15 protein-coding genes are annotated in these 19,163 nt (G+C 42.1%); 11 read left to right on the forward strand and 4 right to left on the reverse strand.

The annotated features are described in order from the left end of the window. Window positions 1–183 precede the first annotated feature (183 nt). The 4 genes from V7K40_RS00660 to V7K40_RS00675 all read left to right on the forward strand — a co-directional run bounded on the left by V7K40_RS00660 (window position 184) and on the right by V7K40_RS00675 (window position 8,560). Window positions 184–1,497 (forward strand): Fis family transcriptional regulator, encoded by a 1,314-nt coding sequence (locus tag V7K40_RS00660; protein ID WP_334955904.1) that lies wholly within the window; start codon window positions 184–186, stop codon window positions 1,495–1,497. Continuing rightward, a complete protein-coding gene (locus tag V7K40_RS00665; RefSeq protein WP_334955905.1) occupies window positions 1,490–4,972 on the forward strand; it encodes a hypothetical protein in 3,483 nt (1,160 codons plus the stop codon). The genes V7K40_RS00660 and V7K40_RS00665 overlap by 8 nt, the downstream gene beginning before the upstream one ends. Further along, on the forward strand, window positions 4,965–7,718 hold the full coding sequence (locus V7K40_RS00670) for a DUF3962 domain-containing protein (RefSeq protein ID WP_334955906.1): 2,754 nt from the start codon (window positions 4,965–4,967) through the stop codon (window positions 7,716–7,718). The genes V7K40_RS00665 and V7K40_RS00670 overlap by 8 nt, the downstream gene beginning before the upstream one ends. 113 nt (window positions 7,719–7,831) lie before the next feature. After that, window positions 7,832–8,560 carry a Bax inhibitor-1 family protein gene (locus tag V7K40_RS00675; protein WP_334955907.1) on the forward strand — a complete coding sequence of 243 codons (729 nt, stop codon included), beginning with the start codon at window positions 7,832–7,834 and terminating at the stop codon, window positions 8,558–8,560. Between the two features lie 549 nt (window positions 8,561–9,109). On the opposite strand, the gene V7K40_RS00680 is transcribed toward V7K40_RS00675, so the two are convergent. Together V7K40_RS00680 and V7K40_RS00685 are read right to left on the reverse strand one after the other, a co-directional pair. Next, complete coding sequence (locus V7K40_RS00680) at window positions 9,110–9,742, reverse strand: hypothetical protein (RefSeq protein WP_334955908.1); 633 nt, start codon at window positions 9,740–9,742, stop codon at window positions 9,110–9,112. A 425-nt stretch (window positions 9,743–10,167) separates the two neighbouring features. Then, window positions 10,168–10,290, reverse strand: coding sequence for a hypothetical protein (locus V7K40_RS00685; RefSeq protein ID WP_334955909.1), 123 nt, complete (start codon window positions 10,288–10,290; stop codon window positions 10,168–10,170). Window positions 10,291–10,640: 350 nt separating this feature from the next. Here V7K40_RS00685 and prfB point away from each other — a divergent pair. The 6 genes from prfB to V7K40_RS00715 all read left to right on the forward strand — a co-directional run bounded on the left by prfB (window position 10,641) and on the right by V7K40_RS00715 (window position 15,183). Further along, window positions 10,641–11,763, forward strand: a protein-coding gene (gene prfB / locus V7K40_RS00690) for a peptide chain release factor 2 (RefSeq protein ID WP_334955910.1) whose coding sequence is annotated in 2 segments (ribosomal slippage) — window positions 10,641–10,712 and window positions 10,714–11,763 — 1,122 coding nt in all. Because the reading frame shifts where the segments join, the coding sequence is not laid out codon by codon here. A gap of 358 nt (window positions 11,764–12,121) precedes the next feature. Beyond that, window positions 12,122–12,277 (forward strand): DUF3285 domain-containing protein, encoded by a 156-nt coding sequence (locus tag V7K40_RS00695; protein ID WP_104904774.1) that lies wholly within the window; start codon window positions 12,122–12,124, stop codon window positions 12,275–12,277. Between the two features lie 39 nt (window positions 12,278–12,316). After that, complete coding sequence (gene ybeY / locus V7K40_RS00700) at window positions 12,317–12,844, forward strand: rRNA maturation RNase YbeY (protein WP_334956038.1); 528 nt, start codon at window positions 12,317–12,319, stop codon at window positions 12,842–12,844. A 153-nt stretch (window positions 12,845–12,997) separates the two neighbouring features. Further along, window positions 12,998–13,453: a diacylglycerol kinase family protein gene (locus V7K40_RS00705; RefSeq protein ID WP_273763329.1), complete on the forward strand. Its 456-nt coding sequence runs from the start codon at window positions 12,998–13,000 to the stop codon at window positions 13,451–13,453. A gap of 359 nt (window positions 13,454–13,812) precedes the next feature. Further along, window positions 13,813–14,412, forward strand: a complete 600-nt coding sequence (locus V7K40_RS00710) for an aminodeoxychorismate/anthranilate synthase component II (protein WP_334955911.1) — start codon at window positions 13,813–13,815, stop codon at window positions 14,410–14,412. 3 nt (window positions 14,413–14,415) lie between these two features. After that, window positions 14,416–15,183, forward strand: a complete 768-nt coding sequence (locus tag V7K40_RS00715) for an MBL fold metallo-hydrolase (protein ID WP_334955912.1) — start codon at window positions 14,416–14,418, stop codon at window positions 15,181–15,183. Window positions 15,184–15,483: 300 nt separating this feature from the next. Here V7K40_RS00715 and V7K40_RS00720 read toward each other — a convergent pair whose 3' ends face one another. Continuing rightward, the gene (locus tag V7K40_RS00720; protein WP_334955913.1) at window positions 15,484–16,725 is read right to left on the reverse strand and encodes a VCBS repeat-containing protein; all 1,242 of its coding nucleotides are present in this window, start codon (window positions 16,723–16,725) and stop codon (window positions 15,484–15,486) included. Between the two features lie 470 nt (window positions 16,726–17,195). Between V7K40_RS00720 and V7K40_RS00725 the strand changes: the two genes are divergently transcribed. Continuing rightward, window positions 17,196–18,506 carry an aminopeptidase P N-terminal domain-containing protein gene (locus V7K40_RS00725; protein WP_334956039.1) on the forward strand — a complete coding sequence of 437 codons (1,311 nt, stop codon included), beginning with the start codon at window positions 17,196–17,198 and terminating at the stop codon, window positions 18,504–18,506. A gap of 30 nt (window positions 18,507–18,536) precedes the next feature. Here V7K40_RS00725 and V7K40_RS00730 read toward each other — a convergent pair whose 3' ends face one another. Beyond that, entirely contained in the window at window positions 18,537–19,148 is a 612-nt protein-coding gene (locus tag V7K40_RS00730) for a hypothetical protein (RefSeq protein ID WP_334956040.1), read from the reverse strand. Window positions 19,149–19,163 lie beyond the last annotated feature (15 nt).

Here is a 19,163-nt window from a genome sequence, read left to right on the forward strand (position 1 = left end):
AGCTACAAAAAACAGAATTCCGACTCATTTTTATGGGGATTTGTACTTAGTTGGGTCTTGAGGGACATTTCCATTCAATATTGGTACGATGGAAACTTTGGAAACTTAGTGGAAACATAGAAACAGGTGATTGACATGCCAGTTTGGGGGGTGTCACACTTCTGCTAAACAGGAGGGTGAACAATGAAAATCACTAAACACCGACAAAAAATTCTGGATACACTTCAGCAATGGTTTAGCATCCATCAACTGGGACCAACATTGGAAGAGTTGTGTCAAGAACTCGAAATGCAACCCCGCCAGAAAGCAACAGTTCAGAAGTGGTTGCAGACCATGCGCGGTATAGATGTTGAATGGGATGACCATAGCGCCCGCAGTCTCCGCCTCCTTCAATCTGAATCGGAGACACCATCTTTACAGATATCTGTGACAGACACTCTGCGGTATTTAGCTACTGGCGTAGTGCAGTGGGAAAAACTGGAACTAGAAAAGCGAAATCAAGTACCTGAAGCCCTCCGCATTGGGATGTCCCGTATATACTTAACTTCGTTGCTGCGGGGAGAACAAGCCCCAGAGAACCTACCCCAATTTTTTGATTGGGCGGAAACATCTATTACTTCCTGGAAACCAGCTCAAGAAATTAAATACCTTTCGCCAGATGTCAGCATTATAGAAGACGGAGTAGTTTCCGATTTTGCTAGAGAATGGCAAGTTTCAGGTAATGATGTGGTGGCGCAGGTACAAGAGTCAGTACTGAAAGATGTACTGGAATACTGTCGGGGAAATCAGCTAAACGATGCCTATCGCGCTTTTCGACTACTAATCATTCCTAAACCCACTCTTCATTACTCACAATATCGGCAACAGCTACGTTTACCCGAACTCAGACCACTGCGCGAGTTATTGACGCAGCTAGAAATCTATGTCGATATGGATAAGTTAGCAGAGGGCAACGTCTATCATCTGTGTCCGCGCTGCAAGTATGTGCAACGCCAACGCCCTGATAGTACTTACACTTGCCGTAACCCTTGGTGCGAAAGGCTTTGTGCAAATAGTAACCTCCAACCATTGCCACCTATTCCTAAAGAAAAAGCAGCGGATTGGAAAGCTGTTACACCAGGCGTACATTTGTACGGCACACTGCCAGGAATTTGGGAAATTCAACTTAAAGAAGAACTGACAAAGTTGGGTTTACGCGTTACTCTCTGGCCTTTTGTCGATGAATTTGACTTACTTGTAGAATTCCCGCGCAAAGTTCGCTGGGCAATTGATCTCAAAGATTGGGCATCTGTAGATGAGGAACGTTTGCAAAAGGTGCAGTATCGGCGTGATACAACGGAAACTTTTGTAGTTTTTCCAGATGAACGCGAAGATTTTTTGCGGATAAAAGTTGTGCGCGAACAACTAGAACCAAAACTTGAGGGGGTATGCTTACGCCTATTTAGCGAAATCATTACTCAAGCCCAAGCAATTTTAGGGAAGAAAAATAATGCGTGAGATTATTAGCTGGCGCAAGAAACTGTGCAAAAAACTCCGCAACTCAGATGAATTAAAACAGTATGTAGCATCTAGTTTAGTTAACGCAAATGCTAAGGTACATCAGCGAGAAATTAAGCGTCTTGCCCAACTCATTGCTGATGTGGAATTGGGACTAACCTTACTTCAGGAAGTAGCACCAGAAGAACCCGCAACTTCTGTGGAAGCTTTGTTGAAAGGATATCGCTTTCCAGTTGAACAACTACAAAGCGATCGCAACTGGCAGATTATACAAAATGCTCGTTTCTATCTGATTCAGCGCAAAGGTAGGCAGTGGTTGCGAGTTCTTCAAGAGTACATCAACTTACCTGAAATTATTAGAATCTATAGCTTTGAAGACGCAAGGAATGTTCCTCAACTTATTCCATCCAGTATCTACCCAAATCGTTTAGGGGAGATATATCGCCCAACTTTATTAAAAACCCCACAGCATAGACAACGAAAAGTCAACTTAGTAACTGAGGGACGGTGGTATGCCAAGATTTCCCAAAAGGGTAACTCTCCCGTTGAAGTTCCTATTGATATTCCTAAGGAAGTTGCTAATATAGCACCCTCATCTGTGGTATCCCTTCATCACACACGGACTGAGCAGAATCCACCGTGTAGCGTTACCCGTGAGGAATTACTACTAGCTGCCCAAGAAATGGACGATAAATTATCTCAGTTTGGGCAACAAGAAAATTATCGTAACCGCTTGGAAAATGTCCTCTTCCAGCTATACGATGCTGAATCAGATAATTTCTATCAGGGTAATCAACTGAATTTTGAGGGGCTGATCCACATTGTTGGACTTTTGAATGTGGGCAAGTCTACGCTGTTGGAAATTCTGATTTACTTCTTGGCTAAACAAGGATATCGCTGTGGGTTGATGGTAAATGATGTAGCTACAGCAGTTCGCCTCGCTTCTTTGTTTTGCCACAAATTAGAAATTCCGGCTGCACCAGTGCTGGGTAGTAACCGCCAAGAACAATTGACAAAAGTCTATGAACCAATTCTCAAAAGTGAGGGTCAGGAAGTTACTAAGGGAGGGATGCACCCTGCATGGCGTTGGTTTAGTCCAGTCTGCCCACTTTTAGCTTTAGCGCAATCAGAAGAGAAGTGGGAATTTGGTAATGAACCTTGTCACAAGCTTTATCAAAAAGTTCCTATAGCTGAGAATGATGATTCTGATGATGAAGACTTGCAAGAAAGCGATTATAAACAATACACTTGTCCCTTTTATTACAAATGTCCACGTCACCATTTAGAACAAGATATTGCTACAGCCTTAGTCTGGGTTTTCACTCCTGCTAGTTTCATTCATACTCGTGTACCCCGCCAAGGGTTTGAACAAGACCTGACCTTTGCTGAGGCAGTTTATCGAGAATGCAAGTATCTCTTTGTTGACGAAGCCGATCGCGTACAGATTCAGTTTGACGAAGAGTTTGCCCCTGATGAAGTCTTAGTTGATGCTTCTGGAAACTCATTTTTAAATAGACTCGGACTGAATCTTGCCATGATTTACAATTCCGATCGCAGTGACATGGCAGGCGATCGCTTTCTTGCTTGGACAAGCGCCCATTACCACACTCAAAATGCAACTAACCGTATCTATCATCTACTCCTTACTCACTCTAAACTAGTTGAGTGGTTGGGGCCTCTTCCCTTTACAGGTCGTTCTTTATTTGCTCGGATTATCCGCGATCTTGTCGATCCTCCCAACATTACTGTTTCAGGGAAACCAAAGCTAACTCGCCAACAAATCATGGAAGAACGGCGTCAACGCATCATTGAAGCAGATTTGGCTCCCACAGAACAACGTCGCCGCCGCAAACAAATGATGGACGAACTAGACGGATTTTTGCAATATCCGCTTAACCGCCGTCGTGGAGGTGAACTTTCAGATTTGGCATTGACAATCCTGACTGCGGAAAGCGATCGTCAAGCATTAGCTGAAATTGCTCCTTGGTGCAAAAGATGGTTAGAAAATCACAATATTTCCCTACCTGATGAAGCTCAATTTGAGGAACTAATCCGAAATCTTCAATTTGCGATTTTAACTACCATACTCGACAACCGACTAGGTTTTTTAGTTGATAACTTGAGCGATCTTGGTCGGGTAATGAACCTACACGACTTAAACCAAGACCTCTTGCATCGCCCACCCAAAGACTTTCTCCCAGTTTTACCAGAATCGCCAGTAGGAAATATTCTAGGCTTTTTATATAAGCAAGAACGTAGCAATAAAAAAGCTGGTAAGTTGGACTATTTTCGCTATGTGGGCGTAGGCCGTGCAATACTCTTAAATTTCCCAAAACTGTTTGCAGTTGATGGCTGGGAAGGCCCGCATACTGTTCTGATATCAGGTACTAGCTACGCTCCTGGTTCACCAGCCTATCACATCAACATAAAACCTACCGTGTTGCTGCAACCCAGAACGGGTGAAGCCGGTATAGCTGAGAGTCAATTTTTCTTTAGTCCCAAACAGAATCGAGAAGCGAACTATATTGCTTTATCAGGATTACCACCTGCAAAACGCAAACTTGCTGCTAAAGAAATGGTCGAGGCTATGTGCCACTCACTAAGAGGTGCAGAGAATTTTCTTGATGGGGTATTTCAGGATTTACAAGAGCGAAAACAACAGCAACCTGAATGGTGGAGTGATCGTGATCGCATCTTGATTGTTGTGGGTAGCTATGAGGAATCAGAATGGGTCGCGTCTATCTTACAATCACGCTACCGCTTCGACGTAAACATCAATGATGACGACGGTATTGCTACCCTCCGGCGTGACAATGCTCCGGCTCATCTTCATGGTATTCCTCGCAGTGAAATTCGGAATTTACAACATTTACCCACTCAAATTGTAGTTGCTCCTTTGATGGCTTTAGAACGGGGTCACAATATCTTGAATGCTCAAGGTAAAGCCGCATTCGGTGCAGTCCTGTTCCTCAACAGACCTATGCCAATACCTGATAACTGGCAATCTACCGTTCAGCAACTCAACGCTTGGGCGCTGAAACACGAAAAAGATTCCACCCTTTACGAAGAAGCTCAATCAATATTGGGAAACCTAACCCTAACTCAGGTTGCAGATATCTTCTACCAGAATGCTGCTGCCGAGATGGTCAATTTGAACTATACAGCGTGGTCTTTCAAACAACTAACAAAAGACGAGCGCTCAGTACTTTGCTGGACGCAGTTAGTCAGTATCTGGCAAATCATCGGGCGTTTGGTGCGTGGTGGTGTACCAGCAGTAGTCCATTTTATCGATGTGAAATTTGCTCCAAATTCAGCTATTGGCGAACAAGACAGTGAAAGCACTTCACTTTTGGTTGCCATCATCAAGGTGCTGGAACCCTATATCGAAGGCGAGGATGTTTTGGCGCGATCGCTTTATGGCACTTTTTTGAACGCACTTCAACAAATGCAACAAAGAAACTTAAACTATGACTAAAATTATTCTTCCTGGTGCTTGGGAACTTACTGCAACGAATCCAACATGCGAACTCTCTGCAATCTATGTTCCTACTATGTGGCGACAAGTCGCCAACAACCTTGCTCAACAGCGTGCCAGATTCAGAGGTCAAGGTTATCGAGCCGTACCAGTTTATTCTCTTGACCCTTTGATAGTTGGTAGCTTTCCTCAAATTATCAAGACTGTACGTAATGGCTGGCAGAGAGGCAATGTATCTTGGCTGTTAGCCACAGAAACCACAGACCTTTCTGACTTGGGTAACTATATCAAAGATTGGTTGATTGAAGAATTCAGTTCTTTAGAAGATGTTGAGTCACAGCTTGCAAATCTGAATAATGATGATTGGCACTGGGAAGAGCCAAAAATGTATGATTTACTTCATCCTCAAGATAAGGTCGAAACAAGCAACCTTTACCAAGCCATTCCAGATTACCTTGCCAAGGAGTTTCTCCAAAACCCAACAGTCTGCTTTGGTGTTGATGAGCAATATCAACTGACATTTTACCGAGTGGTTAGCCTCCAAGGCGCTGAGTTAATGTCATGGCCTCCCAGTGAAGTTACGGTCACTAAAGGAAAGGAAACAACAGAAACAGCATATATTTCGTTTGTCCTTGAGTTTGTTTTGCAAACAGTTCCTTGGCGCGAAAAACCGATTATCTATCATCATTTATCAGTTCGACGCTGGCTGACTCAACCTCTGAAATATGTACCGTACCCAGGTGTAAAAGCTCATATCGGTGATAACCGTCGATGGTTAGATGGCCAACGCCAACCCTTTTGCTTTATTCCAGTGACGATCAACCGTTATGGAAAGGAAGTGAAATGGCCTCAAGCTATCAGTAATCTTTTTTCTCTCAATGACTCTCAACTTCCTGACCCAAATAATTTCGTTTCTAACCCAAATCACAATTGGTCAGGTATCAACACAATTCCTAGTGGTATCCAAGCTGCGATCGCCTACACTTCTAAATTAGGCGATCCTCCTTGTCTTGCTGGTGTCAGTCCACAGGATTTAGCAAGTTTAGATCGAGCTATTGAAGCACGTTTGCCCGTCCGGCGTGTGGGTGAAGCCGAAAATGAGTCAGGTAACGTTTTTATCTTCTGGCCTTCAGAGAAACCCAAAAATAAAATTGTTCCTCTGCTTGCTGACAAAGATAACCAATCTCCCAAGCCTAAAAAAGCTAAGAAATCTGAAGACCCAAATCATTCAGCTACGCCAATGCTGCGACCAAAATTAGCAGCACCAGCAGTCTTTCGTAAACTTGAAAATCCTCTTCACACGATACTGATTTTGTGGGAAACTCCACAATGTCGTGATGCACTAATTGATGAAATTTGCAAGTTACTGTATTTATCACCGACAAACGTAGGTAATATTTATGAAGGAGTATACGGTTCGCTGTGTATCAAGACTCAACACGTTGGCGACCTTACACAAAACCTAGAAATTAAAAGTTTTTCTGAAACAAGGAGAACTTCTCAACAGCAACGTCCTGATTTATTAGCAGAACGCATTAGCAAGATTACTGCATTTATACCCCCAACCAAAGAACTAAGCGGAGCATTAATTGAAATTAGACCTAAACCTCCCATAACTGAAGCTGATCCCAAGCTTGCTTGGCGAATTGGAGCAGTAAAAGCAGGCTATCTCAATCAACATCTCCACCGAATTACTACCATAACAAACCCGGATAAGCTGAAAAAATCTGGTTTAGAACCAGTGAAACAAGCAGTATCAGACTTAGTAAGAAAATTCGGAATTTTCCCGGATACTCCTTTAATTAATCCTGAAAAAGATGGGATTGATGCTGATGTCTGGTTAACGTGCTTTTATGTTCTACGCCGCACTCGCAAAACAAATGCTGAAAATATTCCCAAAACTGTTGTTTTGATGATTAGAGTTAATCCACTAACAGCAAAAGTGGAGTTAACAACACCTGATTTATTTAATAAACAAGGTTGGGTATCTTATCCTGTTGGACTTGCACATCTTTCAGATGAAGACTGGGACGCCAACTCCTACGATGAAAGTAATGAAGAACTTGATGAGGAACAAAAGCGCAAGGAGCAAACAAAAGAACAAAGATTAATCAATAAATTCGTTGCTGAATGTTTGCAAGATTGCTTAAATACTCCAATTACTGAGAAAAAATCCCCACGTGTGCTATTCATGGCAGAAGCACAAAATGCCCGTAAAATGCTGAACTGGTTACAAAACCAAAATCTACTAAATAATGACCCACTACAAACGCTGAAACAGCATCTTTCACAAGAAGAAATAAATCGCCTCTGGATTGTGCGCTTACGAGTTGCAGATAATGGTGAAGTGCCAGTTGCTATTGTTAAAGATTCTCCTGGTAGTCGAACCAGTGGTGTTTATCGATGGCAGAATGTATGTGATGATGGGGAGCGATCGCTCTACTTGAGCGTTAGAAAACCTTTAAATACTGAAAAGCACATATTACGCACATGGCAGTCTCGTCTTGACAATGGCAGTAGGCAAGCTGGAAAAGCCAGAATCTTAGAAATAGCCTTGATTCATCACCCAGAAATCAAGGGTGACAAGCTAGCTCATTTTGTCCACTCTCTCAGAAGTCGTTGGCCTTATTTTGCCAATGACGTAGCTCTGCCTTTACCTTTTCGTTTTGCGATTAAGGCTAAAGAGTATGCTGTCAGTGCTAAAGATCCTGTGGAAGCCTCAGAGACTGACGATTCTAATTTTTAACAACAAAGCCACCCTTCAGATTTGGCAACGGTATTAAATCCTTGGCTGTTAACCCCAAAGATTGGTAAGAATAGGAATAAGCAGAACGTTTTCCTAAAAAACAGTTTTTCAATATGAGCAATACCAGTAATTTTCGTGAAGCTATCCGTGAGGCTAAATCTCACGCCCTCGTTGGCCCAAACGTGATTGCCAACGCCCTCCCCTACGTCGGTGGTGGATTAGTGCTAACGGCATTAGGAACCTACGGCGGTTTAGGAATTATCCGTACTAACCCCGAAATATTTTTTCCCACCTTCATTGGTGCGGTGATTCTGGAGTTAATTTTGTTCTTTGTTGCCCAAAATGTTGCCCAAAAAGGTAACAAAGCTCTGGCACTACCTCTATTAGCAACTTACAGCCTCCTGTCTGGTTATACCCTCAGTGGCTTAGTGTTCGTCGCTTTGAGATCCCAAGGTGTTGGCATTCAAGGCATTGGGTTGGCTGCCCTTGGTTGTGGTGTCACCTTTATTGCTGCCCGTCAAATAGGTTCAAATCTCTCTGAACAAGACGGCATGGCTTTGACGAAAACCATCAATCTCGGCGTTATCGCCTTGGTGGTTGTGTGCCTTGCCCAATTCGGGTTTGCCATGTTTAATGTTTACACACCAAATTGGTTAGAAATTGCTATCTCCGGTTTGGGGGTATTTCTGTTTGTTGGGGTTTCTGTTGTCGATTTCTACATCTTGCCCCGCACTTACAGCGATGACCAGTATCTACCTGCTGCTTTGTCGATGTACCTCACTTACATCAACTTGTTCGTCTTTATCTTGCGGTTGCTAATTGCCATTAATGGCCGCGATTAATTACCTGTAGGCACTAACAATAGTAAAGTTTTATAAAGCAAAAACCGTGGTGAAATTTTCAGCAACCACGGTTTTTTATCTGTTTACCAGTAGAATATGTAGATAAGTTAAGCTTTAAGTGAGCAAAACTATGCTTGAACTCTTAAATATCAAAAGTGAAGTAGAAAGGTTGTTGAATATCCTGGGTCAACCAGTGAACTGTCTTTGACCTTCCATATTTTACTGTAAGAATTCACACCTAAATCAGCTAGTTCCTAAAGCAACTTTTTGAGAAAATCCAACTACTGCTCATCAGACAATAAAAAAAATCGTATATCTCATATTCAACAGACAGGAACAATATCAGCGATGGTACTCTATTTTAGAAGATACCAAGGCTGCTCTGGAAGTATTGGAATTTGGGAAGACAACAACTTTACTACATCGGTCTGATCTCTTCATAATCTTTTTTTGGCGAAGGTATTCTAAACTACACAACAATTTTTTAATATAGACCAATCGTCGCAAGCCCTATATATGCATTTATTGTCCAAGAATTTACCCAGCGAATCAACGGTGGCGTCGACGCACAAAAAAACCGATTCCAGCTAAACCTATACTAATCAGTGGCGTCATAGTTCTTGGTTCTGGGACTTCCTGGGACACCTCGATAGAACCCTTTACTGAAGCCAGACCATTCAAGGTAATAATTGATCCCAGATTAACTATGTCCTCTTCGGAGAACAATAGTGTGCTTGTAGCGTTTTTGAATATGCCCTCACCGCCAGTGATATTCACGATGCCAGAACCTTTTGCTGTCAGATTATCAAAATTAACTTCAGCACTGGCATCACTAGTTCCAAACAACTTGTTAGTACCGCTACCAAAAACGATGTAGCCTAATGGAAAACCTTGGACGCCAAACACTTGTGGATTGTTATTAAAAGTGAGATTTCCTTTGGCATCAATCACTGAGTATGTCAGACCGTCGTATCGTCCTAAATTATATGGAGCATCATCACTCACACCTATCTCAGATACCTGTGAAACATTGCCTGAGATTGGCTGAATGTTAACAGTAGTGCGATAGTTGCCACTAAATGGATATATAGTCTGTGCTGTTGCTATCGCTGCATTTAAACAAATATTAATTGAGGTGAAAACTAGTGGAAACAGCCATATGTTGAGTGAACGGAGTACCATTTGAAACTTCCAATTTTAAAAATTATTGAGTTTTACAAAAGCTTAATATTCAATTTTATGAAAGATACAATTTTTATATAAGTCTCTTAATTCTTATGAATTTTATAATTTATTTTATTTAAGAGACAATTCAAATATTTAGGAATTACGCAAAAATCGCTAAAAAGCTTAATTTATGGAACCGCCAAGATGCCTTCGCGAAGCGTCTCGTTAGAGAAGAACGCCAACAATCGTAGAGTGTGCGTAAGTCCTAATATTGTAAAAATATAAAGTTAACAGAAATATTTCCTACAGTTTTAAAATTTATAGGATGTAAGCTGCGATTGCAATGAATAATCTTTTGATGAACTTGTCAATTTTTTATTAGTACTAGATAATTTGCCTATTCAATATAGTAAAAAAGTACTATCAAAAGATTGAGGTAGTTAATCGGTTGAGCGATCGCACTCATCACAACATTTATCCCAACTATATTTCAGGCGTTTTTGACCAACCAAAAATTTTGACAGAGTATTGAACGCCTTATCTACCATTAATTTAGGTTTCATAAGCCTTTGGAAAATCCTGGTGAGAAATCCAGGTTCACTGACCAAAGAAGCACTTGATAATTTTAAGTAATTTTTGTAACTTATATTAAGTAGTACAGAGAGAATTTGCTCAACTACAGCTAAAATTAATAAATATAACGCTGTGTCCAACTTTTACTCAAACCTAACCCCCAACCCCCTTTCCTCATAGAGAAGGGGGAAAATTCAAAGATTCTTTCTTTTTAGGAGAGAGGAATAGAAGTCAGGTTAGAATATGTTATAATATTAAGTTGCAGATCGCGTAAATATAAGTAGAATAAAGAGCAATTTCCCAATCCAAAGCGCTCTATCGATCAATTAAAGCAAACACTATGGAAGTCTTAGAACTCAAACGCGAAATCGAAACGTTGTCTGGCCGCCTGGGTAAAACCCAGGACTATCTTTGACGTACCTGCACTGACAGCCAAAATTCAAGACCTCGAAAAAATATCAGCACAACCAGAATTTTGGAATGACCAAACCCAAGCCCAACAAACGCTACAAGAACTCAACGATATTAAAGCCCACCTTCAGCAGTATAATCAGTGGCAAGCCAATCTGGAAGATACTAAGGCAGTTGTTGAGTTGTTGGAGTTAGAAACTGATGAGGCACTACTGCAAGAAGCAGAATCTACCATCACCAAGCTGAATCGTGACCTTGACCAGTGGGAGTTACAACAGTTACTTTCTGGCCCCTATGATGCTGAAGGTGCTGTACTGACAATCAGTGCTGGCGCTGGTGGCACAGATGCTCAAGACTGGGCATTTATGCTAATGCGGATGTACACCCGTTGGGGCGAAGCTCATGGCTATAAGGTAACTTTAGCTGAAGAGTCGGAGGGTGATGAAGCCGGAATTAAATCGGCAACCCTAGAAATTAATGGTCGCTATGCCTATGGTTACTTGCGATCGGAGATGGGTACACATCGTTTAGTGCGGATTTCACCTTTTAATGCTAACGGCAAGCGACAAACCAGTTTTGCAGGGGTGGAAGTGATGCCGCAGATTGATAACTCTGTGCAGCTTGACATTCCAGATAAGGATTTGGAAATCACCACAACTCGCTCTGGTGGTAAAGGTGGGCAAAACGTCAACAAAGTAGAAACGGCGGTACGGGTTGTTCACCTTCCCACGGGTATTGCCGTGCGCTGTACAGAAGAACGATCGCAGCTGCAAAATAAAGAGAAAGCCTTAAATCGCCTTAAAGCAAAGCTGTTGGTTATAGCCAAGGAGCAACGGGCCCAAGAAATTGCCGAAATTCGTGGCGATATGGTGGAAGCCTCCTGGGGTAACCAAATCCGTAACTATGTATTTCATCCTTACCAAATGGTGAAAGATTTACGTACAAATACAGAAACTAATGGGATTATAGATGTGATGAATGGTGAACTTGATACATTCATCCAAGCTTATCTGCGCCAAGAAAATAAATTAGTAGAAAACACTCTGGTATAATTTGGGATTAGCAATAGGTACTAGTACAGCGGGCGTGTAAATCCAGTTACCATCTCAATTAACAAGATTTGGGGCAAAATCCCCTTGTTAAAGGTAGCTAAACTTCCGCAACACTGTACTAAGTGATTTTTTTACTATTATTTAGTAGCAATGATTTATTTTCTCGTATTTTAGATTGGCGCGACGCCGATAGCGAAGCGTTAGCGAGTCTTCGAGCGTCATAGCCCGTCGTAGACATCGCATAGCACCCTCTATTATTGGGACGGTTTCAGATAAATTCCTCAGCAATATACAGGCGATCGCGATTCTATCCTAGACCAACTGTTACAGTTATAAAAGAGTCTGTAGGCAAATAACTATGAGCAACTCTCCTTCAACAGAACCTCAACCTAGCTACGTAAAACTTGCTATGCGAAACATGGTGCGGAAGGGTGGAACTTCCCTGAAGCATTTTGCGTTGACTGCCGTAGGGCTTTTAGCTCTCCTTGTTGGTCTTGCTTATCTAACTCACTAACGACAAACTGTAAACCTCAGACTAGGAGACTGTGTGCCTCTGAGAGTTGAACTATACGTGGAAGAGTATTTTTACGAGTTGTCCCCAACAACATCTGTAAAGATTGGGGACACTTATGCCCGAATTCCTGCTGAAACTTGGAAAAATTGGTTTAATCGCTGGTTAGAAATACTTCATCCTCATATTCCGCCAGCGTCAAGTTATGAAATTGGGCTGCGTTTGACAGATGACTCGCAAATACAAGAACTGAATGCCCAGTATCGACAACAAAATAAGCCGACAGACGTTTTAGCCTTTGCTGCTTTGGAGGTGGATTTTCCTCAAAGCAAAGAAATGCTTGCCTCTGTACCATTGTATTTAGGTGATATTATTGTGTCTGTAGATACAGCACACCTTCAAGCTCAACAGCAGGAACATAGCTTACCAACTGAGCTAGCATGGTTAGCTGCTCACGGTTTATTGCACCTGTTAGGCTGGGATCATCCTGATGAAGAAAGTTTGGGGCGAATGTTAGAACAGCAAGTGAGATTGCTGAACGCAATAGGTATTGCTATTGACATGGGATAGCAGAAGCTTGTGTATCCCTTAGTGTTAATTTTGGGTAATACTTTTATAATACTTCTGTGCAAAATTGCTTAAAAATTGTCTCAAAGTTAATTGCACCATTAAGATCAGCGAAGATTCCCACTGTAGCAACTCTGTTTTTGTGTTTTTAAGTGTATGTCCCAAAAAATTTCTCCATCACCAACGCCCACCTCGTTACAAACACTGGTGTCTAACGAACGGGAATTCTCCTGGAAAGTAGCCTCTAATTTATTTGTTAGTTTTAAATATGCCTGGGCCGGAATCAGCTATAGTTTTCAAACTCAACGTAATTTTCGTATCCACGTAAGTGTTTGTGCTTTAGCGATTGCTTTGAGCGTTTTTCTACATCTGCAAGCGGTGGAAATAGCGGTAATTGGTGTAACTAGTGGTTTAGTTTTGGCATTAGAGTTATTAAATACAGCGATCGAGTCTCTTGTGGACTTAACCGTTAAGCAGACATATCATGATTTGGCAAAAATCGCTAAAGATTGTGCGGCTGGTGCAGTCCTTGTCTCTGCTTTGGTAGCGGTGCTGGTAGCTGGTACGCTATTGCTCCCTCCTCTGGTAAGGTTAATTATATCGGCTTTATAGACATCATTTGCGACGCATGGTTCGACTTACTTCGGCTGCGCTCAGTACAAGTGCGCTCACCAGCCGCTCAGTGACCCCTGCAGGCATCGCTCAGTGAGTCGGGAAGAAAATCACCCTCTGTCCGATCCCCTTTGGAGAACACATTATCAGAAATTTAAAATTGAAGTAATGCGATCGTGCTAACCATCCTAGCTAAAGGGTTACTTGGTAATCTTTAGCAAGTGGCTTGTCCCAAAGTAGCCGCTTGATATTTATGCGTCCACGTTAGCGTTATTTTTACACCTAGCGAACAAATAGCATGAGATATTTGTCTATGCTTTTTGCAATTGATGAGTGGTAAAAACCAGGAGTGATGAGCTTTGATTATAGTTATCGACAATTATGACAGTTTTACATATAATTTAGTGCAGTATCTGGGAGAATTGGCAGCAGAATTCTCAGTGGCAGATGATATTAAAGTTTTTCGTAACGACAAGATATCCATAGATGAGATTCGGGCATTAAAGCCCGAAGCCGTGGTTATTTCTCCTGGGCCTGGTCGCCCGGAAGATGCCGGCATTTCCCTAGAGTTGATTGAACAGCTAGGCCAAGAGTTGCCAATTTTGGGTGTCTGTTTAGGACATCAAAGCATCGGTCAAGTATTCGGTGGTAAAATAATTTCTGCTCCAGAGTTGATGCATGGCAAAACCTCTCAGGTGTCTCATACTGGGGTGGGGGTTTTCCGGGGATTAGAAAATCCTTTAACCGCCACCAGGTATCATAGTTTGGTGATAGAACGTGAGACTTGCCCAGATGTGTTAGAAATCACCGCTTGGGTTGAAGATAACACCATTATGGGAGTGCGACACCGGAACTATCCTCACATTCAGGGCGTCCAGTTTCACCCAGAGAGTGTCCTGACATCTTCAGGAAAACAGTTATTGCGAAATTTTCTGGAACAGTTACAGTCAAGAGCATAATTAATGAAGCGACGACAGTTGATGGGCTATGCTGGGGCGGGGTTGGTCACAGCTTTAGTTACTACCTTGAGTTATGAATCTCAAGCTGACGCACAATCTAGCGGTTTATCAGTTCAGTGGTTGGGTCATACTTGCTTTCTTTTTACTGGTGGCGGTGCGAAAATTCTCGTCAATCCATTTCGGGCGGTCGGCTGTACTGCTAAATATCGTCCACCAAAAGTTGCAGCAGATTTGGTACTGATTAGCAGCCAACTACTGGATGAAGGGGCTGTGGACGTACTACCGGGAAATGCAAAACTCATTTACGAACCAGGAGTTTACGAGTTCAAAGGCATTAAGTTCCAAGGAATTGCTATAGACCACGATCACAAAGGTGGTAGGCAGTTTGGCTCAAATACTGCTTGGAGTTGGAAGCAAGGCGGAATTAATATCCTACACTTAGGGGGAGCCGCTGCGCCCATTTCCATTGAGCAAAAAATCCTGATGGGGCGTCCCGATGTGGCATTTATTCCAGTGGGAGGTAGTGCAAAAGCCTACAATGCCCAGGAAGCAAAGCAGGCTGTTCAAGTATTAAATCCTAAGTTGGTGATTCCGACTCATTACCGGACACAGGCTGCTGATGCTGCTACGTGCGATATTTCGCCACTGGATGATTTTCTGACCTTGATGCAAGGTATGCCAGTGCGACGTAGCAACACAGATACTATTTCCATTAGCCCTGGTAAATTGCCGGAAAATGGGGAAATTCAGGTTTTGAGTTACAAGTTTTAAGGAGCAGAGGATAAGTAGATCATAGAGAATAATCAATGATTCCTGTCCCCTACCTCCTGATATGATGTCCATCTAATTGTCGATCATAAAAGCATCCCCTCCCCAATGCTTTGGGGAGCAAAAGTGTAGCTTTGCCGAGGTGGGATTAGCACAGCTATTATGGGTATTTGACCGGACATGATATAACTTCTGACTCTGTCAATTTTAGATTTTGGGTCGCACTTTTGGTGCGTTGACAGCACAACTTGGATTTGGGATTGAAGGAAAAATCTAAAATCGAATGACTTTTGTTTCTAGGTTTTAGAAGGTATACCACTCTCCACCAAGCTTATCTGCGTCGCTGATGGGAGTCTCAACCGCTGTCGTTCCATCTATAGTCCAAATTTTGTCTGCACCTCCTGTCTGATCGCGCCAGTAGATGTCGGTCTTCCCATCGCCGTTGAAGTCGCCAAGGGATGGTGTCAAGGATGCGGTATTAGTGGGTAAGAAAGCTTCAGTGGCAACTGTTGTACCATCCATCAACCAAGCGGTGTTCTCGCCAGTGGTGCCATTATGCCAGAAGATGTCGGTCTTGCCATCGCCGTTGAAATCGCCAATCTTAGAAGTCCAGGCTGAGTCAAGTGTCTTCAGAGCACCCTCTGTAACTATGATCCCATTCATCGTCCAAACCTTGTTTTCACCTGTTTGAGGGTTTCTCCACAGAATGTCAGTCTTATAGTCGCCGTTAAAATCACCAAGGGTAGGAGTCCAGGCGGCGTCTTGTGATTGCAGTGAAAGTTCAGTCTTTTGCGTACCATCCATAAACCAAGCGCCGTTATCGCCGGTTGTCGGATTGCGCCAGAAAACATCACTCTTGCCATTGCCATCAAAATCAACAATGGTAGGAGTTAAGGCTGTGTCTGTAGTGTCTAAAACAGTTGCATTCAGAACGTTTGTACCATCCATCTCCCAAATAGCGTTCTCACCGGTTGTCGGATTATGCCAGAAGATATCGGTTTTGCGATCGCCATTGAAATCGCCAATCTGAGGAGTCCAAGCTGGGTCAACACTGGTTAGAGCAGCTGAATTAGCAACTTTGGTTCCATCCATCAGCGCAATGCCATTCTCACCGGTTGTCTTATTGCGTAATAAGAAGTCGGTTTTGCCATCACCATTGAAGTCAGCAATTTTGTAATCATAGGCGGATAGGTCGAATTTACCTAGAGAACCCTGGTCAATAACTTTTGTTCCATCCATTAACCGAATGATAATCTCACCAGTTGTAGAATCGGCCCAAACTTTGTCCGTTTTGCCATCACCGTTAAAGTCAGGAGTAATCGCTGCACTAGTTAAGTAAGGATTAGGATTGGGATTTGCTGACGTTTTGACAGGCTTGGTCAATGGTTCATCTTGTAGTGCATATGAGGAACTCTTACTGCCAAATCCCAAATCATAATTCAAACTATCAAAAGAAGATGTCAAGATTTTTGATTTTGCTAAAGAGTCTGATACCCATTTAGATGTATTCAAAGATAAGGGTAAGGAACTTTGATTTCCAGACATGGTGTATTTTTATGATTGGTTGTTATATTGTTTTAACTTTTTTTGACAATCTCTTTCTGTAATCCAATAACATTTACTAGGGCTTCAATATTTCTTTATAACTATTTTTTCTTTATTAATGTTATTAGTTGAAGATAAATATATGTTTTTTTGAAACAATTATTCTAAAATTATCAAGTTCTATACAAGCAATTGCAAAATACTTTTCGTGTTTTATGTAGCAGTCCTAAATCATTCGTGAAAATTGTAAATTGTTGCGACCCCCCTGTAGTCGCACGCCAGATGCAACAAGAGTGACTCGCCAGACGCCAGTCGCAAAATAATTGATTATTCATCAATAATTTATGACTTGAGTTGAAACAAATATTGGCTAGAATAACTTAGTTAGCAACTACTGAGAAGCATAATCTGTGCATCCGCTAGTTGCCAAAAGTGTAAAATCACACAATAGTTTAATACATACATCAGCTATGCAAGCAGAATATCGGCAGCGTCGCGAGCAGTTAATGGCAAAAATTGGTGATGGCACAGCCATCTTTCGCAGTGCGCCAATGGCAGTGATGCACAACGATGTCGAGTATGTTTATCGCCAAGACAGTGATTTCTTCTACCTGACTGGTTTTAACGAACCACAGGCAGTTGCAGTGTTAGCGCCGCATCATTCAGAACATCGGTTCGTGCTATTTGTCCAACCGAAGGATCGGGAAAGGGAAGTATGGACTGGTTATCTTTGTGGAGTAGATGCAGCCAAGGAAATTTATGGTGCTGATGAAGCGTACCCGATTAGCGAGTTAGATGAAAAGTTGCCACAGTATTTGGAAAAAGCTAACCGCATTTACTATCACTTAGGACGCGATCGCACCTTCAATGACCAAATTCTGGGACATTATCAGAGTTTAATGCGGACTTATCCCAAGCGTGGTACAGGGCCGATCGCCATTGAAGATACTGGCCCAGTCCTCAACAGCATGAGACTAATCAAAAGTGAAGCTGAGTTGGGATTAATGCGTCAAGCAGTAGCGATCGCTACTGAAGGACACAATTACGCACAAGAAATCGCTGCACCCGGACGTTATGAGTACGAAATTCAGGCGGAGATGGAACGCATCTTTCGAGTCCGGGGTGGGATAGGCCCGGCTTATCCTTCGATTGTGGCTTCTGGCGTAAATGCTTGCGTACTACACTACATTGAAAATAATCGTCAAATGCAGGATGGAGAATTACTGCTAATTGATGCCGGTTGTGCCTACGGTTATTACAACTCCGATATTACCCGGACATTTCCTGTCGGGGGTAAATTTACGCCAGAACAAAAGACGCTGTATGAGATTGTTTTGTCAGCGCAAAAACAAGCGATCGCCCAAGTGCAACCAGGTAATCCCTTCAAATTAGTTCACGATACAGCAGTGCGCGTCCTCACCGAAGGTTTAGTCGAACTTGGCATTCTCAAAGGTGAAATTGACAAGTTAATTGAGGAAGAGAAATATAAGCCATATTATATGCATCGCACCAGTCATTGGTTAGGGTTGGATGTCCATGATGTGGGTGTTTACCAGCACGGTGAAGATAAACCGCAGATTTTGCAACCAGGTCAAATTCTGACGGTGGAACCGGGATTATATATTGTACCTGACACCAAACTAGCAGAAGACCAACCAGAGACTGATCCTCGATGGATTGGTATTGGTATTCGTATTGAGGATGATGTGTTAGTTACATCTCATGGACATGAGGTGTTAACTGCGGGGGTTCCCAAAGCAGTGGATGAAGTAGAACGATAAAAAATGGGGATGGTGTGTACCATCCCCAAGCTAAAATTGCGGACAAGCCATCAGAGTCATTGTCAGAATTCCTAAGATTTTATCTATTTCTTTAATAAAGTAATCGTTCTTATCGATAAAGATGGTATTGTCACAAAGTTTGAGAAATTTCCAATCTGTTCCTGTTGTGACTACACCATAAATTTCATTTATAATATTTCCTTGTTGCTGGTTAAACAATTGAGATGCAATCATTGTCGCAATGCATTGTCCTAAACCAGATTTAATACTCTCATTTTTAGCTTCCACAATAGTCACGACAGGACTAGTAATATCATATTGTTCTGGTGAACAACTGAGAATAAAATCACAGCGTCCTTCTAAGCCTTTAGAAGCATCTACATTAAACTCTGAACCAGAAAATATACTAATTTGGTATTTAAAGAAGCGTTTAACTTCAATTAAAACAGGCATAATAATTAGTTCAGAACGAGCTTTTTCTGTATTTATTGCTGTTACTAATGGCAGATGCTCAGAGAAAATCAAATTTAAATATTCACTAGGAGAAACGGCCTGTACATCCCCAAATAAATCTTGATTTTCAACCAAGATTAATTTAAAGTCGGTTTTTACTTTGCTAAGATTAAAGGCGCTGTACGGCATTGGATCATCTTGGGA

This window comes from Nostoc sp. (assembly GCF_036917195.1).
GTDB lineage: Bacteria > Cyanobacteriota > Cyanobacteriia > Cyanobacteriales > Nostocaceae > Nostoc.

Coding starts and splice junctions, on each gene's coding strand:
- V7K40_RS00730 (WP_334956040.1), bottom strand. CDS start 19,148: ATGCCGTACAGCGCCTTTAATCTTAGCAAAGTAAAAACCGACTTTAAA.
- V7K40_RS00695 (WP_104904774.1), top strand. CDS start 12,122: ATGAGCAACTCTCCTTCAACAGAACCTCAACCTAGCTACGTAAAACTT.
- V7K40_RS00680 (WP_334955908.1), bottom strand. CDS start 9,742: ATGGTACTCCGTTCACTCAACATATGGCTGTTTCCACTAGTTTTCACC.
- V7K40_RS00685 (WP_334955909.1), bottom strand. CDS start 10,290: ATGAAACCTAAATTAATGGTAGATAAGGCGTTCAATACTCTGTCAAAA.
- V7K40_RS00720 (WP_334955913.1), bottom strand. CDS start 16,725: ATGTCTGGAAATCAAAGTTCCTTACCCTTATCTTTGAATACATCTAAA.
- V7K40_RS00725 (WP_334956039.1), top strand. CDS start 17,196: ATGCAAGCAGAATATCGGCAGCGTCGCGAGCAGTTAATGGCAAAAATT.
- V7K40_RS00660 (WP_334955904.1), top strand. CDS start 184: ATGAAAATCACTAAACACCGACAAAAAATTCTGGATACACTTCAGCAA.
- V7K40_RS00675 (WP_334955907.1), top strand. CDS start 7,832: ATGAGCAATACCAGTAATTTTCGTGAAGCTATCCGTGAGGCTAAATCT.
- V7K40_RS00665 (WP_334955905.1), top strand. CDS start 1,490: ATGCGTGAGATTATTAGCTGGCGCAAGAAACTGTGCAAAAAACTCCGC.
- V7K40_RS00705 (WP_273763329.1), top strand. CDS start 12,998: ATGTCCCAAAAAATTTCTCCATCACCAACGCCCACCTCGTTACAAACA.
- V7K40_RS00715 (WP_334955912.1), top strand. CDS start 14,416: ATGAAGCGACGACAGTTGATGGGCTATGCTGGGGCGGGGTTGGTCACA.
- V7K40_RS00670 (WP_334955906.1), top strand. CDS start 4,965: ATGACTAAAATTATTCTTCCTGGTGCTTGGGAACTTACTGCAACGAAT.